This window comes from Mycobacterium sp. NBC_00419 (assembly GCF_036023875.1).
GTDB lineage: Bacteria > Actinomycetota > Actinomycetes > Mycobacteriales > Mycobacteriaceae > Mycobacterium.
Genome location: NZ_CP107931.1, coordinates 4,471,659 through 4,487,537 on the forward strand (window position 1 = coordinate 4,471,659; position 15,879 = coordinate 4,487,537).

The 15,879-nt window shown below is 67.2% G+C and carries 13 protein-coding genes; 9 read left to right on the forward strand and 4 right to left on the reverse strand.

Going from position 1 to position 15,879, the window contains the following annotated elements:
- Positions 1-687, forward strand: coding sequence for a M15 family metallopeptidase (locus tag OG976_RS21420; RefSeq protein WP_328353280.1), 687 nt, complete (start codon positions 1-3; stop codon positions 685-687).
- 10 nt (positions 688-697) lie between these two features.
- Here the strand turns inward: OG976_RS21420 and OG976_RS21425 are convergent, their stop codons facing one another.
- Positions 698-1,312 (reverse strand): TetR/AcrR family transcriptional regulator, encoded by a 615-nt coding sequence (locus tag OG976_RS21425; protein WP_328353283.1) that lies wholly within the window; start codon positions 1,310-1,312, stop codon positions 698-700.
- A 94-nt stretch (positions 1,313-1,406) separates the two neighbouring features.
- On the opposite strand from OG976_RS21425, the gene OG976_RS21430 reads away from it, so the two are divergent.
- The 3 genes from OG976_RS21430 (at position 1,407) to OG976_RS21440 (ending at position 6,146) form a co-directional block, all read left to right on the forward strand.
- The gene (locus OG976_RS21430; RefSeq protein ID WP_328353286.1) at positions 1,407-2,933 is read left to right on the forward strand and encodes a flavin-containing monooxygenase; all 1,527 of its coding nucleotides are present in this window, start codon (positions 1,407-1,409) and stop codon (positions 2,931-2,933) included.
- Complete coding sequence (locus OG976_RS21435) at positions 2,930-3,778, forward strand: alpha/beta fold hydrolase (protein WP_328353289.1); 849 nt, start codon at positions 2,930-2,932, stop codon at positions 3,776-3,778. Before OG976_RS21430 ends, OG976_RS21435 begins: the two co-directional genes overlap by 4 nt.
- Positions 3,779-3,893: 115 nt before the next feature.
- Positions 3,894-6,146, forward strand: coding sequence for a family 1 glycosylhydrolase (locus OG976_RS21440; RefSeq protein WP_328353292.1), 2,253 nt, complete (start codon positions 3,894-3,896; stop codon positions 6,144-6,146).
- Between the two features lie 8 nt (positions 6,147-6,154).
- Here OG976_RS21440 and OG976_RS21445 read toward each other — a convergent pair whose 3' ends face one another.
- Genes OG976_RS21445 through mhpA form a run of 3 tightly spaced genes read right to left on the reverse strand, consistent with a single transcriptional unit; the run spans position 6,155 to position 9,593 of the window.
- Complete coding sequence (locus tag OG976_RS21445) at positions 6,155-7,156, reverse strand: VOC family protein (RefSeq protein WP_328353295.1); 1,002 nt, start codon at positions 7,154-7,156, stop codon at positions 6,155-6,157.
- Positions 7,153-8,019, reverse strand: coding sequence for an alpha/beta fold hydrolase (locus OG976_RS21450; RefSeq protein WP_328353298.1), 867 nt, complete (start codon positions 8,017-8,019; stop codon positions 7,153-7,155). The genes OG976_RS21445 and OG976_RS21450 overlap by 4 nt, the downstream gene beginning before the upstream one ends.
- The gene (gene mhpA / locus OG976_RS21455; RefSeq protein WP_328353303.1) at positions 8,016-9,593 is read right to left on the reverse strand and encodes a bifunctional 3-(3-hydroxy-phenyl)propionate/3-hydroxycinnamic acid hydroxylase MhpA; all 1,578 of its coding nucleotides are present in this window, start codon (positions 9,591-9,593) and stop codon (positions 8,016-8,018) included. Before mhpA ends, OG976_RS21450 begins: the two co-directional genes overlap by 4 nt.
- Positions 9,594-9,696: 103 nt before the next feature.
- On the opposite strand from mhpA, the gene OG976_RS21460 reads away from it, so the two are divergent.
- The 5 genes from OG976_RS21460 to ppdK are packed head-to-tail and all read left to right on the forward strand — an operon-like array spanning position 9,697 to position 15,879.
- Complete coding sequence (locus OG976_RS21460; RefSeq protein ID WP_328353306.1) at positions 9,697-10,332, forward strand: TetR/AcrR family transcriptional regulator; 636 nt, start codon at positions 9,697-9,699, stop codon at positions 10,330-10,332.
- Positions 10,329-11,117, forward strand: a complete 789-nt coding sequence (locus OG976_RS21465) for a 2-keto-4-pentenoate hydratase (RefSeq protein WP_328353309.1) — start codon at positions 10,329-10,331, stop codon at positions 11,115-11,117. Before OG976_RS21460 ends, OG976_RS21465 begins: the two co-directional genes overlap by 4 nt.
- 8 nt (positions 11,118-11,125) lie before the next feature.
- The gene (locus tag OG976_RS21470) at positions 11,126-12,082 is read left to right on the forward strand and encodes an acetaldehyde dehydrogenase (acetylating) (protein ID WP_328353312.1); all 957 of its coding nucleotides are present in this window, start codon (positions 11,126-11,128) and stop codon (positions 12,080-12,082) included.
- An 8-nt stretch (positions 12,083-12,090) separates the two neighbouring features.
- The gene (gene dmpG, locus OG976_RS21475) at positions 12,091-13,140 is read left to right on the forward strand and encodes a 4-hydroxy-2-oxovalerate aldolase (RefSeq protein WP_328353315.1); all 1,050 of its coding nucleotides are present in this window, start codon (positions 12,091-12,093) and stop codon (positions 13,138-13,140) included.
- Positions 13,141-13,185: 45 nt separating this feature from the next.
- Complete coding sequence (ppdK, locus tag OG976_RS21480; RefSeq protein WP_328353318.1) at positions 13,186-15,879, forward strand: pyruvate, phosphate dikinase; 2,694 nt, start codon at positions 13,186-13,188, stop codon at positions 15,877-15,879.

The window sequence follows — 15,879 nt, forward strand, 5'->3', positions numbered from 1 at the left end:
ATGTCGTTGCCTGCGGTGCCGGTGCTGGCTGCCGCGGCGGCGCTGATGCTCGCGGCCTGTACCCACCCGGCACCGCCGTCCGCCGTCGTTCCGGCACCGACGACGCACCCCGTCACGACCGCTGAACAACACGGCCCCGTCGTGCACCGGGTCAGCGCTGCCGACCTCGGTGCCACCTGGCACCCCGACTGTCCGGTCACCCCCGATCAGTTGCGCCGCGTCGAGCTCGACTACGTCGGATTCGACAACACGACCCATCGCGGCGCACTGGTGGTCAACGAGGCCGTCGTCGCTGACGTGATCGCGATTTTCGGTGACCTTGAGCGTCAGCGCTATCCGATCGCGAAGATGCAGACCGTCGACCACTACCCGAAAGCCGACGACGAAGCGTCGATGGAGGACAACAACACCTCGGCCTTCAACTGCCGCCCGCTGCCCTCGGGCAGGGCCTGGTCGCTGCACGCCTACGGCCGGGCGGTCGATGTCAATCCGCTGCTGAACCCGTACATCACGAAATCGGGTGACCTGCAACCGAAGACCGCCGCGGCCTATCTGGACCGCAACCGCACCGACCCGGGAATCTTGCATCCCGGCGACCCGGCGGTCCGTGCTTTCACCGACCGCGGCTGGACGTGGGGCGGCAGTTGGCACAACCCGATCGACTACCAGCACTTCGAGCGGTCCTGAGCCCGTCGGGCTATGCGCCGGCCAGCGCCTCGCCGAACGCCACCAACGCGGTGCGGCCGATGGTGAGGATCGTCTCGTCGAAGTCGTTGTTGTCGCGGTAGGACAACTCGAGCATGCGGTCGGCCATCTCGACGGCCACCAGCATGTTGCGCCGGTCGACGTTGGCGGGGATCAGACCGCGGCCGACGAGGATGTCGTGGAGGCGGTTGGCCAGCGTCTGCATCCGCAGGTGTACGTGCTTGGTCACGGTGGGGGAGGTGCGGCCGCCCATCCAGAGGCTCGCCGAACTCGGATGCTGGCGGTAGTACGCGACGTGCAGGTCGATCTCGTTGTTGAACAGCTCGGCGAACGAGGTGATCGTCCAGGTCTGCTCGGCCGCCACGCACAGGCTGTCGATCTCGGCGCAGTGCCGCTCCATCAGCTCGTCGAGGATGGCGTCGCGGTCGGCGAAGAACCGGTACAGCGAGGGGTAGGACACGCCTGCGCGGTCGGCGATGGTGCGGGTGGTGACGGCGTCGACACCTTCTTCGTCGGCGATCGTCGTCGCGGCGTCGAGGATGCGCTCCACGGTCTGACGGCTGCGGGCCTGCACGGGTGCCCGGCGCGGAACCGACGCTGTGGTCATCTGCGTCCTCTTCTCGTGAACCCCTTGACAGCCATCCGAGAAAACATAACATTATTCGCGTTACAGTTTCTAGCTCGCGACCGGGAGTGCTCGAATGACCGTCAACTCGCTCAACCAGGCCCGTCCGAAGCAGCCGCTGAGCGGTCACGTCGACGTGCTCATCGTCGGCGCCGGGATCTCGGGTATCGGTATGGCCCACTATCTGGTGAACAACCAGCCGGGCAAGACCTTCGCGATCCTCGACGGCCGCGACACGATCGGCGGCACCTGGGACCTGTTCAAGTACCCGGGTATCCGGTCGGACTCCGACCTGCACACCTTCGGCTACGAGTTCAAGCCGTGGACTTCTGACAACGCCATCGCCGACGCCCACGAGATCGTCGACTACCTCTACGAGGTCATCGACGAGGACGACCTCGCACGCCGAATTTACCTGCAGCACATGGTGATCAGTGCCAACTTCGACACCGGCACCGCGCAGTGGACGGTCACTCTCGCCCACGGCGACCAGCAGTTCGACGTCACCTGTGACTGGCTGTTCGGGGCCACCGGCTACTACGACTACGCCAGCGGATATTCGCCGCACTTCGAGGGCCAGGAGGACTTCGGAGGCCCGATCCTGCACCCCCAGTTCTGGCCGGAGGACCTCGACTACAAGGGCAAGGAGGTCGTGGTCATCGGCTCCGGCGCGACCGCGGTCACCCTCATCCCGGCCATGGCCGACGACACCGCGCACATCACGATGCTGCAGCGCTCGCCGTCATACGTCATGCCGCTGCCCAAGCAGGATCCGATCGCCAACGGCCTGCGCAAGGTGCTGCCCGGCAAGCTCGCCTACCGGGTCACCCGCAGCGTGAACAAGGGCCGCCAGCGCCTGATCTACGGTGCCAGCAAGCGCTACCCGAAGCAGGTCCGCCGCATCATCCGGGCACTGAACGTCAAGGCACTGCCAGAGGGTTACGACGTCGACACCCACTTCAATCCGAAGTACAACCCGTGGGACCAGCGGATGTGCGCGGTGCCGGATTCCGACCTGTTCAACGCGATCTCCGCAGGGAAGGCCTCGGTCGTCACCGACGGGATCGTGCGGTTCACCAGCAACGGCATCCTGCTGCAGTCCGGCCGTGAACTCAAGGCCGACATCATCGTCACCGCAACAGGTTTGAAGCTGCTGCCCTTCGGCGGCATCGAGGTCTCCGTCGACGGGAATGTCAAGAATCCGCACGACAGCCTGGTGTACAAGAGCTTCATGCTCTCCGACATCCCGAACCTCGCGTTCGCATTCGGCTACACCAACTCGTCGTGGACGCTCAAGGTGGATCTGGTCTGCGAGCACCTCTGCCGGCTGATGGCCTACATGGATCGGCACGGGTACGCCATGGTGGTGCCGGTCGTCGACGACCCGATGATCGAGAAGCGCCCGATGCTGGACTTCCCGGCCGGGTACATCCTGCGCGGGGTCGACATCTTCCCCCAGCAGGGCACCAGCGGGCCGTGGACGGTGGAGATGAACTTCAAGGCCGACCACGCCCGGTTGCGCAAGGGCCCGGTCGAGGACGCCGCGCTGCGGTTCAGCACCGCCAAGCCGGTGGCCGCCAAGCCCGACTTCGCCACGGCATGAGCAGGCCCGCCTTCATCGAGGTGGACGGCCGGCGTACCCGGGTCAGGGTCGACGGCGACCCGAACCGGGCACCGGTTCTGCTCGTCCACGGCATCGGCCGCAGCCTCGAGGACTGGGCACCGCAGCACGAGCGGCTCGCCCAGCGCCATCGGGTGATCTCCCTGGACGTACCGGGGTTCGGCTTCTCCGACCGTCCCACGGAGTCGATCACCCTTGCGGTGCTGGCCCGCGGCGTGGGGCGCACCCTCGACGAGCTCGGCGAGACCCGCCCGGTCCACGTCGTCGGCAACTCGCTGGGCGGAGCGATCGCCCAGCAGATGCTGGCCGACGAGCCGGACCGGGTAGCCAGCATGGCCCTGATCAACAGCGCCGGATTCGGCACCGAGGTCACCCCGCTGCTGCGGATGCTGACGGTGCCCGTCCTCGGCGAGCTGAGCGTCCGGCGGCCGTCCCGGCTGAATGCGGTGCTCTTTGAGCGCCTGATCCACGCCGACAAGGCGGTGGCCACCAAGGAGCGCATCGACCACGCGTGTGCCGTCGCGCAGCAACCCGGCGCGGGCACGGTGCTGCGGGAGGCCGCCATGGCGCTGGGCACTCCTCGCGGCGTCAAGGCGCAGTGGCGCCGTGAGCTGGCCGCCGCCGTCGCCCGCAACCCGAAGCCCACCCTGATCATGTGGGGCACCCGCGACCGGGTGCTGCCCGCACACCACATCACCGAGGCGCAGCGGGTCTACCCGCACGCCGAGGTGCACCTGCTCTCCGGCATCGGACACATGCCGCAAATCGAGTGCCCGGGCCGATTCGCCGACCGCTTCCTACCGTTCCTGACCCGCGCAGGTGCTTGACGCGCCGTAGCGGCGCACCCATCATGTCCGTTAGTTGACACCGCGACGGGGCGGGAGCTCGGATATGAGAACAGCGGACAGGCGGCCGGCGCGTGCGTCGGCCACGGTCGGGCGGGTGGGCGCCCTTGCTGTCGCCCTGGGCATCGGCGCTGCAGTAGCCACCGGGCTGGCCGCCCCGGCGAGTGCGGACGCCTCGTCCGCAGATTCCGGCAGTGCGCGTTCGGCCGGTTCCAGCCACGGACAGTCGGCACGTTCGGCCACCCAGTCGACCTCTGATCGTCCACAGGCCAAGCGGGCCAAGGTTTCTGCACCGGCTGCCGCCACGGTCTCGGCGCAGCGTACCGTCACCACGTCGCCGGTGACGACCGGCAGAGCGGTCCGCACCGGCGCGCCGGTCACCCCCGCGAGCAGCACGACGCTGCTCAGCCTGCTCGAGGGCGCGCGCCGCGAACTCGACCGCACCTTCGCCAACAAGTACCCCACCACCGATCCCACGATCACCACCCAGAGTGCCGACGGCGTGGTCACCGGCAACCTCGGCGCCACCGACGCCGACGGCGACCGGCTGGTTTACAGCGTGATCAGCGCGCCCACCCTGGGCCGGGTCACCATCGACCAGAACACCGGCGCCTTCACCTACACCCCGGTCGTCGACTTCGGCTCCTACGGCGGCAACGACGCGTTCACCGTCGCCGTCAGCGACGACACCAGCTTCCACATCCACGGATTGGCCGGGTTGGCGCAGGCCCCGGTGGACTTCATCCGCAGCATTCCGCTGCTCGGGTCGCTGCTCTCGGACTACCTGCCCAGGGCGACCACCACCGCCACCGTCAAGCTGACCTTCGACGGGTCGGGAGCCACCACCGCGCTGGTCTTTCCCGACGGCTTCCATTGGGGAGTGTCGACCGCGGGCTTCCAGTCGGAGATGGGCGCCGGCACACCGCTGGACGTCAACTCCGACTGGTGGCAGTGGACCCACGACGTGGCGAACAAATTGCTGCTCGGCTGGAAGGGCGGGGTTCCCGAGAACGGGCCGGGGGAGTGGACCCAGTACCCCACCGATATCGACCTGGCCCGTAACGGGGTGGGTGCCGACACCTTCCGGCTGGGTATCGAGTGGAGCCGGATCTTCCCGAATTCAACGGCATCGGTGGACATCTCGAACGGCTTCACCCCCGAGGTCCTCGCGCAGCTCGACGCTCTGGCCAACCAGGATGCGGTCAGCCACTACCAGGACGAGCTGCACGCCATGAATGTCGCCGGGCTGGCGCCGATGGTGACGATCAACCACTTCACCCTGCCGCTGTGGATACACAACCCGGCTCAAGCCCGCCTCCAGGAGATCTTCGGTCAGACGCCGCAATCCGGTGGCGGGTGGGTGTCGGACTCGACGGTCACCGAGTTCGAGAAGTACTCCGCCTACCTCGCATACAAGTTCGGCTCCGAGGTCAAGACATGGGTGGTGCTCAACGAGCCGGTCAACTCGATGCTGACGTCGTACTACGCCATCCCGCTGGCCACCAACTTCCCGCCGGCGTTGAGCAGGCCCGACCTGGTGGCAGTCGGTCTGCGTAACCAGGCTTCGGCGTACTCGGCGTCCTATGACCTTATCCACCAACTGGATTCGGACGCACAGGTCGGGTTTGCGCTCAACATGTACTCCTGGCGCGCAGGTGACCCGGCCAACCCGACCGACCAGCAGGCTGCCACCGATTTCAGCGACTTCTACAACCGGTGGTTCCCCGACGCGGTGATCCGCGGTGAGGTCGACGCCAACTTCGACGGCGTGATCACCCCCGACGAGGTCCATCCCGAACTGGCGGGCAAGGCCGACTTCTTCGGGGTGAACTACTACAGCCAGGGCATTGTCGCGGCCTACCGCGGCGCGTTCGCCGATGCGGCGCTGCCGATCATCAAGGGCTATCCGGAGTTCTCCCCGTTGCTCAACGTGGTGGCGGGCGGCTGCCCGGCGACCGAATGCAGCGACACCGCCCAGATCATCAATCCGGCTGGGCTGCGCGACGTCCTCGACATCGCGGACTCCTACGGAATACCGTTGTGGGTCACCGAAAACGGGCTCGCCGACGCCGCCGATACCAAGCGCGCCTCGTATGTGGTGCGCCACCTTGCGGTGATCAGCAAGGCGATCGCCGACGGCATGGATATCGTCGGATACACCGCCTGGTCACTGACCGACAACCTGGAATGGGTGCTGGGCTACGACCCGAAATACGGTCTGTATTCCTACGATCCAGTCACGCTCGAGCGCACGCCGCGCCCGAGTGTGAGCCTGATCCACGACCTGTTCACCGGCAACTCGATCCCGGCCGACGTGTTCCGGACCTACGTCAAGGATCCGCGGGTCTAGTCGCCGGGCTAGGTGTCGTGAATGCCGGCGCCGGCGAGTGCCGGTACCGGGTCTTCGCGGTGCAGTACCGACTGGGCGCCAGTCTTGAACCGCTCGAACAGCTCGACGATCATCTGCCCCTCGGGGGTATGGCCCCAGATGCTGATGCCCTGGTGGGTGGTCGGCTCCCAGGTCGACTCGTCGACCACGATCGGGTTCCAGCCCAATTCCCACTCGAATCCCGACGGTGTCACCGCGTAGAACGACAATTCCTTGTCGTTGGTGTGCTGGCCCACCGACAGAGCCATGTCGAAGCCGAGTTGCTTGACGCGCTGGTAGGCCGAGGTCATGTCGTCGAGATCGGCGACCTGAACGTTGCAGTGCTGAACCCTGGTCCGAATCGGGTTGACCGGCAACCGCTTCACGGCGGCGATGGCGACGGTGTGGTGGCGCTCGTTGACCCGCAGGAACCGGATCTTGAACTTCACTCCGTTGATCGTCTCGTCGATGTAGTCCGACAGCCGGGCGTCGAACACGGTGCTGTAGTAGCCCCGCAGCTGGTGCGGCTTCTTGGTCGCGATGGCGACGTGGCCCATCCCGTCGGCCCCGGTGACGAAGCCGCCCTTCGCGGCCAGCCGCAGCGGCTCAGCAGCCTTGCGCGGGTTGACGTAGATCTCCTGAGTCAGGCCGTTGGGGCCGGGGAAGCGGGCGAACCGTTCCACACCACGCAGCTCGGACTCTTCGGCGGATCCCGCCTCGACCGGAACACCGTGGCTTCGGATGCGTGACTCGATGACCTCGAAGGTGTGGTGGTCGTCGATTTCCCAACCCAGCGCCGTCGCGTCCTCGGCGGGGCCGCGCTGCAACAGGACCCGGCACTGGTTGTCGTCGAGGCGGAATCGCACCACATCGGGCAGTGTCTCGTCGAGATGCATGCCGATGGCATCGCGGCCGAAGCGCCGCCAGTCGTCGAACTTCTGCGTCTCGATGACCAGATAGCCGAGGTGGACCTTGCCGAACACGTCGGTCATGAGATCGCCAATCGTGATGCGGGGGAGAGGAATTCGGTGACCATCTCGTTGAACAGCTCGGCACGCTCCCACTGCATCCAGTGTCCGGTATGAGAGGTCATCACGAGTTCGGCGTTGGGCATGAGCTTCGACAGCAGTGGGCCGCCGGCGGGCCGGTTCACCTTGTCGTCGCGGCCCCACAGGATCAGCGTTGGATTGGGCAGATGCTTGAGTCGCCGGTCGCGGGTCAGATCCATCCGCCACAGGGTGCGCAGCCCCGAGGGACGTTGCAGCGGTGGGTTGGCCACCACTTCGGGGTCGAGTGAGGCCTGGTAGCGCAGGTCGATCAACTCGTCGGGCACTGCCGCGCCGTCGTAGACCAGGTAGGTGCGGATGAACGCGGCCAACTTCTCCCGGCTCGGTCCGTCACCGCCGTAGTAGGACAGCAGGCTCTTCAACCCGTCGGTCGGCAGGCCGCGGGTGGTTCCGATTCCGCCCGGTCCCATCAGGACGAGCTTGCCGACCCGGTGTGGAGTGTCCAGCGCCAGTCGCAGCGCGGCGGCGCCGCCGTAGGAGTTGCCGACGAGATGCGCGGTGTCGATGCTCAATTCGTCGAGCAGACCCCGGATCGCATCGGCCAGGAAGCCGAACGGATCGCTGTGGTCGACATGCTTGTCCGAGCGGCCGTAGCCGGGCATGTCGGGCACGATGACGCGGTACGACTGGGCCAGGGCGTCGATATTGCGCCCGTAGTTCGACACCCCGGATGCCCCGGGGCCGCCGCCGTGCAACATGACAACGGCTGGGCCGGAGCCCTTTTCGGCGACGAAGATGGGGCGCCCGGCCACCGTGACGACGTGCTCGGTGAGTTGGGTGAGCGTCATGCGTGGTCCTTCACTCGGTTGGCCGGCGCGGTGAAACCGGCCGGGGGTGCTGGCAGCGGTTGGTCGTGCCCGGCGCCGGCGTAGACGAACCCGTCGGGTCGCAGCACCACGACGGACGCCTTGTTGTCCGCTAGCCAGCGGGTCAGTGTGCCGTCGCGGTCGACGATCCGATCGGCGCCCGGCGCGTTGCCAGCCGCGACGATGGCGATGATCGGCACTCCGGCCGAACGCCACGCCTGCGAAGCCCCGTCGGCACCCGTGTGCAGCACCGCCCACCTGCCGCCGACGACGTCGTCGAACCGCACGCGGTCACCGTTGGCGTCGGTGACCCACGGCTGGGGGATCAGGCAGCCGGTGGCCGGGTTGCCGTTGTGCGCCAGCAATCCGGAGGCGTAGCGGGCAGGGGGCAGCCAGCGGGTGTTGCGCAGGTAGGTCATGAAGCCCGGCACCCTACTGGCGGTGCGGAAGAAGTGGTTGCGCACGGTGGCCCGGACGGGGTTGCGCTCCACGATGAGCTTTCCGACTTTGACCGCCCGGCTGGTGACCTCCTTGACATGGGGCAGCCGCTCGGCTTGATAGGTGTCGAGTACCGATTCAGGAAGCGACCCCGACAGAACGGCGTCCAGCTTCCAGCAGAGGTTGGCGACGTCGCGCACACCGGCGCACATGCCCTGGCCGATCCACGGCGGCATCGCGTGGGCGGCGTCGCCGGCCAGGAAAACCCGGCCCACCCGCCAGCGTTCGGCGAACCGGACATGGTGGCTGTAGCAGGCGTACCCGATGATGCTGACGTTGTCTTTGGTGATGCCCTGGGCGCCAAGGACATTCCAGATGTTCTCCTCAGTGAGCAGATCCTTCTCGTCTTCCTCGTCGCGGACGGGGAATTCCCAGCGGTGGTGTCCCAGCGGGGTCGGGCAGTCGACCGTCGGCCGGGCCGGATTGCAGTGAAAGCGCAGCCGGTCGTGGCCGGGCCATTCCTGGATGACCTTGGTGTCGATGACGATCCAGCGCTCGGAGAAGGTGCGGCCGCTGAAGCCGATACCGAGTTGTCCGCGGATGGCACTCGAGCCGCCGTCGGCGGCGATTACGTAGCCGGCGTGGATGCGCTTGAACTCGTCGCGGGTGAGATCGGCGAGCATCAGCTCCACCCCGTCGGGGCGCTGGATGAGCCGCAGACATTCGTGTTCGAGCAGGATCGACACGTTTACGAAGCGGTCGACACCGTCTCGCAGAACCGTGTCCACCGCGGGTTGGTAGATGAACTGCTGAGGCGGATGTCCGTTGCCGCGGTCGACGGGCAGCAGTTTCATGAACGGCGCGCCGTCGGCATCGACGAAGTTAGCGCCCGCCCCAGGCTGCATATCGGCGTTGAGCCGGTCGGACAGGCCGACCTGCTGCCAGACGCGCATGACCTCTTCGTCCGTGGAGATCGCGCGGGCCCGGAAGTAGATGTCCGGGTCGCGCTCGATGACGACGACCTTGAGGCCCATCTGGCCGAGCAGGTTGGCCGCGGTGGCGCCCACCGGCCCGTATCCGACGATCGCGACGTCGTACGCGTCATGCGTTGCGCTCATGGCTTCTCTCATTCGTCATCCGGTCCTCGTCGACCGGGACTTGTTCTGTAGTGATCGCTACGGTAATGTAGTGATCACTACGGAGTCAAGGGGTAAGGGTCGAATGGACAAGAACGAGCAGCCCAAGCGCAGGCAGCGGCGAGCAGACGGCGAGCAGTCCCGTACTCGCATCCTCGACGCCGCCACCGAGATCGCGGCCGAACGTGGTTACGAGGGCACCAGCATCGGTGCGGTGAGCGCCAAATGCGGGCTGCCGGCCAGCTCCATCTACTGGCACTTCACCGACAAGGACGACCTGATCGCCGCGGTCATCGAGCGCAGCTTCGGTAACTGGTTGCAGGTCTGGCAGCTGCCCGACGACCTCGTGGCCCGCGAACGCCTGATGGAGGTCGCTGCCGGTACGGCCAAGGCGGTGCTGGACTCGCCGGACTTCCTTCGCCTCGGCCTGATGCTCGCGCTGGAACGCCGCCCCGTCGAGCCGCGTGCCCGGGCGATGTACATCCAGGTTCGAGACCAGGCCTTCGACGCGCTGACCCGCAGCCTGACCGCGCTGGCCCCGGGCATCACCGAGGAACAGACCCATCAGCTGGCGACGTACGCGATCGCCGGCGCAGACGGGCTGTTCATCGCCAAAGAGATCGGCGGCGACAGCGTCGATCTGCTCGCGCTGTTCGCGATCCACGGGCAGGCGATCTACGACACCGCGCTGCGGATGATCCAGGAGAACCAGAGCCGATGACCTTGTCGCGTGCCCGCCTCGACGAGGCCGCTGAGCTGTTGTTCGCCGCCGATACCGACCGCGCTCCGATCGCCCCGCTCACCGAGCGCTATCCGGGGATGGACCTTGCCGACGCCTACGCCGTCCAGCAGGTCAACCTGACCCGGCGGCTGCACGCGGGCAAGGCTCTCGTCGGCCACAAGATCGGCCTGACCTCCGAGCCGATGCAGACGCTGCTCGGAGTCGATGAGCCCGACTTCGGCTACATCCTCGACGACATGGTGGTGGCCAACGGCGCAGCGGTGCCCCGCGGCCGGTTCTGCGCACCCCGCGTCGAGCCGGAAGTCGCGTTCCTGCTGCGTGAGCCGCTGCGCGGGCCGGGAGTCACCGCCGACGACGTGCGGGCGGCAACCGAGGCGGTGGCTGTCGCACTCGAAGTCGTCGACAGCCGGATCGCCGACTGGAAGCTGACGCTGCGCGACACCGTCGCCGACAATGCCAGCTCGGGCGCAGTGGTACTCGGCGAGTGGGTGCCGTTGGGTGCCGGAGTGGACCTCGTAGGGGCTCGGGCTTCGTTGCGGCTCAACGGAACTGAAGTCGACTCCGGGATCGGTTCGGCGGTACTCGGCGATCCGGCCATCGCGGTGGCCTGGCTGGCCAATGCGCTGGCTCCGTTCGGAACGGATGTCGCAGCGGGCCAGTTCGTCATGTCCGGTTCGTTCACTACCGCGGCATTCGTCGCACCCGGCGACTCTGCGTCGGCCACCATCAGCGGCCTGGGCACCGTGTCGCTGAGCTTCACCTGAGGAAAACCGTGACCTCACAACAGAACTGGCCGGTGGCGATCATCGGCTCGGGCAACATCGGCACCGATCTGATGATCAAGATCCTGCGCAGCGGCGGACCGCTGACGATGGCTGCGATGGTCGGTATCGACCCGCAGTCCGACGGTGTGGCGCGCGCGCAGCGCATGGGGGTGGCGACCACCGCCGACGGGGTCGACGGACTGCTGGCGATGCCCGGCTTCGCCGACATCAAGCTCGTCTTCGACGCCACCTCGGCAGCGGCGCACCGGTCCAACTGGGCCAGGCTCCGCGACACCGGGGTGCGGGTGCTGGACCTCACCCCGGCCGCCGTCGGACCGTACTGCGTTCCGACGGTGAACCTCGAGGACCACCTCGACGCCCCGAACCTCAACATGGTCACCTGTGGCGGGCAGGCCACCGTCCCGATCGTGTCAGCTGTCAGCGCGGTCGGGTTCGTCTCGTACGCCGAGATCGTCTCGTCGATCTCGTCGAAGTCGGCCGGGCCCGGCACCCGAGCCAGCATCGACGAGTTCACCGAAACCACCTCGGCCGCGCTATGCACCGTCGGCGGCGCACAGCGGGGCCGGGCCCTGATGATCCTCAACCCGGCCGATCCGCCCGTCATGATGCGTAACACGGTCTACTGCCTGGTCGACGGCGACGTCGACGCCGGTGAGATCGAGCGTTCGATCGAGGCGATGGTCGAGAAAGTGCAGGCCTACGTGCCCGGATATCGCCTCAAGGCACGGCCGCAGTTCGAGACATTCGGCAGCGACAACGCACTGTTCATCCCCGAGACCGGCAAGTTCGTCGGGACCCGGGTCACCGTGCTGCTCGAGGTGACCGGCGCGGCGCACTACCTGCCGGCCTACGCAGGCAACCTCGACATCATGACCTCGGCGGCCACAGCCACCGCCGAGCGCATCGCCCGCCATGCGACTCAGACTGCCGGGGCCACAACATGACTCGCGATATGACTGGCGATCTCTATATCAGCGACGTCACGCTGCGTGACGGTATGCACGCCGTGCGGCACCAATACAGCACCGTTCAGGTGACGGCCATCGCCGCCGCACTCGACGCCGCAGGGGTGGACTCCATCGAGGTGGCCCACGGCGACGGACTGGCCGGATCGACATGTAACTACGGATTCGCCGCCCACACCGACCTGGAGTGGATCGCCGCCGTGGCATCGGTGGTGCAACGGGCCAAAGTCGCGACACTGCTCCTGCCGGGAATCGGAACGGTGCGCAACCTCAACGACGCCCACCGCGCCGGGGCCACGGTGGTGCGGGTGGCTACGCACTGCACCGAAGCCGACATCGCCGCCGAACACATCTCTGCGGCAGCCGAACTCGGCATGGACGCCGTCGGCTTCCTGATGATGAGCCACCTGACCACTCCGGTAGCGCTGGCCAGCCAGGCCAAGCTGATGGAAGGCTACGGCGCCGGCTGTGTCTACGTCGTCGACTCCGGCGGTGCCATGCTGATGCACGACGTGGCCGAGCGGGTCGACGCGCTGCGCCAGACGCTGCGTGCGACAACCGAGATCGGAATCCACGCCCACCACAATCTGTCGCTGGGAGTGGCCAATTCGATGGTCGCCGTGGAGCACGGCGCCAACCGGGTCGACGCCTCCCTCGCGGGCATGGGTGCCGGTGCGGGAAATGCTCCGCTGGAGGTGTTCATCGCCGCGGCCAGCCGCAGAGGATGGAGTCACGGCTGCGACCTGCACGCACTCGAGGACGCCGCCGACGATTTGGTCCGTCCGCTGCAGGATCGGCCGGTGCGGGTCGACCGCGAAACCCTGACGCTGGGCTATGCGGGTGTCTACTCCAGCTTTCTGCGGCACGCCGAGGCCGCGGCCGAACGCTACGGCGTTGATGCCCGCACCCTTCTCGAAGAGGCGGGCCGGCGCGGCATGATCGGCGGCCAGGAAGACCTGCTCGTCGACATCGCCCTCGACATTGTTGGGGCAACGGCACCACCATGTTCGTCGGCGGCTGCCGAACCGGCACGGTGAACCCGCGTCTCGGCTTACCGTTTGGTAACCGCAAGGAGAACTCCGATGACCAAATACGTCTACGACTTCACCGAAGGCGACAAGGACCAGAAGGATCTGCTCGGCGGCAAGGGCGCGAACCTGGCCGAGATGACCAAACTCGGGCTGCCGGTGCCGCCCGGCTTCACCATCACCACCGAGGCGTGCCGGGAGTACCTGTCACAAGGCAGCGCGCCTGGTGAGTTGCGGGTGCAGGTCACGATGGCGTTGCGCCAACTGGAGGACAACCTGGGCCGGCGCCTCGGCGACCGGCACGACCCGCTGCTGGTCAGTGTTCGCTCCGGTGCGGCGTTCTCGATGCCCGGGATGATGGAGACGGTGCTCAACATCGGACTCAACGACGCGAGCGTCAAGGGACTTGCCGAGGAGTCCGGCGACGAGCGGTTCGCCTGGGATTCCTACCGGCGGCTGGTGCAGATGTTCGGCAAGACCGTGCTGGAGATGCCCGGCGAGGTGTTCTCCGATGCGCTCGATAAGGCGAAGTCGACGAAAGGGGTGTCCAGCGACGTCGACCTCGACGTCGACGATCTCAAGGCGTTGGTGATCACCTTCAAGGACGCCGTGCGTGAGCACTCCGGACAGGAGTTCCCGCAGCATCCCCGCGAGCAGCTGGACATGGCGATCAATGCCGTCTTCGACTCCTGGAACACCGATCGGGCGCGGCTCTACCGGCGCCGGGAGCGGATTCCGCAGTATCTGGGCACCGCTGTCAACATCTGCACGATGGTGTTCGGGAACCTGGGGGAGTCCAGCGGCACCGGCGTCGCGTTCACCCGGGACCCGGCCACCGGGCGGGCCGGCGCGTACGGGGACTACCTGGCCAACGCCCAGGGTGAGGACGTCGTCGCCGGAATCCGCAACACACTCTCGCTCGACGACCTCAAGGGCCTGGACCCCAAGTCGCACAAGCAGCTGCTCAAGGTGATGCGCCGGCTGGAGACCCACTACCGGGATCTGTGCGATATCGAGTTCACCATCGAGCGGGGTGCGTTGTGGATGCTGCAGACCCGGGTCGGAAAGCGAACCGCCGCAGCGGCATTCCGGATCGCAGCGCAACTGGTCGACGAGCACCTGATCACGATGGACGAGGCGCTGGCCCGGGTCGCCGGCTCGCAGCTGGCGTTGCTGATGTTCCCGCAGTTCGACCGGTCGGTGCCCCGCGATCTGCTGACCAAGGGCATGGCCGCCTCGCCGGGTGCCGCCGTGGGTCGCGTGGTGTTCGACTCGCCGACGGCCAAGGAGTGGGCTGACCGCGGCGAGCAGGTGGTTCTGGTCCGGCGCGAAACCAACCCCGACGATCTCGAGGGCATGATCGCCGCGGACGGGATCCTGACGGCGCGCGGGGGTAAGACCTCGCACGCGGCCGTCGTCGCACGCGGCATGGGCAAGACGTGCGTGTGCGGCGCCGAAGCACTCGATGTCGACGCTGTCGCCCGAACCGCGCGGATCGGCTCGGTCCTGATCAACGAGGGCGACCAGATCAGTATCGACGGCTCGACCGGCGAAATCTTCCTGGGCGCGATGCCCGTCGTGCCCTCACCGGTCGAGACTTACCTCGAGTCCGGTGTCGAGGCGGCGCTGACCGGTGCCGACGACGAGACCGCGGCACTAGTCAAGGCCGTCGACCGGCTGCTGACCCATGCCGACAGCAGGCGGCGCCTGGCGGTGCGGGCCAACGCCGACACCGCCGCTGACGCCGCCCGGGCGAGATCGCTTGGCGCCCAAGGCATCGGCTTGTGTCGCACGGAGCACATGTTCCTCGGCGATCGTCGGGTACTCATCGAGCGGGTCATCCTGGCCGAGGGCACCGGCGAACGCGACGAAGCGCTGGCGGCATTGCTGACCCTGCAGCGCGAGGACTTCACCGGACTGCTCGACGAGATGGACGGCCTGCCGGTGACCATCCGCCTGCTCGACCCGCCGTTGCACGAATTCCTGCCCGACCGAACCGAATTGGCGGTCAAGGTCGCGGTCGCCGAGGCCCGGGGGGAGACCGGTCCACAGGTGGAGGCCGACCGCAAGCTGCAGGCGGCGGTGGAAAGGCTGCACGAGTCGAACCCGATGCTCGGGCTGCGGGGAGTGCGCCTGGGCCTGCTCACCCCGGGCCTGTTCGCCCTGCAGGTGCGGGCATTGAGCGAGGCGGCATGCAACCAGATCGCCGCGGGCAAGGACCCCAAGATCGAGATCATGGTGCCACTGGTCGGCTCGGTGATGGAGTTGCACCTGGTCCGCGACGAGACCGAGCGGATCCTTGCCGACGTGTCCGCCGAGAACGGTGTCACCCTGACCGTTCCCATCGGCACGATGATCGAGTTGCCGCGGGCCGCACTGACCGCGCACCGGATCGCCGATGCAGCGGACTTCTTCTCCTTCGGCACCAACGACCTGACCCAGACGACATGGGGATTCTCCCGCGACGACGTCGAGTCGACCGTGTTCGCCGCCTACCTCGAGAAGGGCGTCTTCACGATCTCCCCATTCGAAACCATCGACGCCGACGGAGTGGGCAGGCTGGTCGAGATCGCCGCCCGAGAGGGCCGAAAGACCAAGCCCGGCATCAAGCTCGGAGTCTGCGGCGAACACGGCGGCGACCCCGAGTCGATCCACTTCTTCCACCGGACGGGCCTGGATTATGTGTCCTGCTCCCCATTCCGGTTGCCGGTGGCCCGCCTCGAAGCCGGCCGGGCCGCCGTCGGCTGA

Excerpts from the sequence above, each read along its gene's own strand:
- OG976_RS21420 (WP_328353280.1), top strand. The coding sequence starts at position 1 with ATGTCGTTGCCTGCGGTGCCGGTGCTGGCTGCCGCGGCGGCGCTGATG.
- OG976_RS21425 (WP_328353283.1), bottom strand. The coding sequence starts at position 1,312 with ATGACCACAGCGTCGGTTCCGCGCCGGGCACCCGTGCAGGCCCGCAGC.
- OG976_RS21430 (WP_328353286.1), top strand. The coding sequence starts at position 1,407 with ATGACCGTCAACTCGCTCAACCAGGCCCGTCCGAAGCAGCCGCTGAGC.
- OG976_RS21435 (WP_328353289.1), top strand. The coding sequence starts at position 2,930 with ATGAGCAGGCCCGCCTTCATCGAGGTGGACGGCCGGCGTACCCGGGTC.
- OG976_RS21445 (WP_328353295.1), bottom strand. The coding sequence starts at position 7,156 with ATGACCGACGTGTTCGGCAAGGTCCACCTCGGCTATCTGGTCATCGAG.
- OG976_RS21450 (WP_328353298.1), bottom strand. The coding sequence starts at position 8,019 with ATGACGCTCACCCAACTCACCGAGCACGTCGTCACGGTGGCCGGGCGC.
- mhpA (WP_328353303.1), bottom strand. The coding sequence starts at position 9,593 with ATGAGCGCAACGCATGACGCGTACGACGTCGCGATCGTCGGATACGGG.
- OG976_RS21460 (WP_328353306.1), top strand. The coding sequence starts at position 9,697 with ATGGACAAGAACGAGCAGCCCAAGCGCAGGCAGCGGCGAGCAGACGGC.
- OG976_RS21465 (WP_328353309.1), top strand. The coding sequence starts at position 10,329 with ATGACCTTGTCGCGTGCCCGCCTCGACGAGGCCGCTGAGCTGTTGTTC.
- dmpG (WP_328353315.1), top strand. The coding sequence starts at position 12,091 with ATGACTGGCGATCTCTATATCAGCGACGTCACGCTGCGTGACGGTATG.
- ppdK (WP_328353318.1), top strand. The coding sequence starts at position 13,186 with ATGACCAAATACGTCTACGACTTCACCGAAGGCGACAAGGACCAGAAG.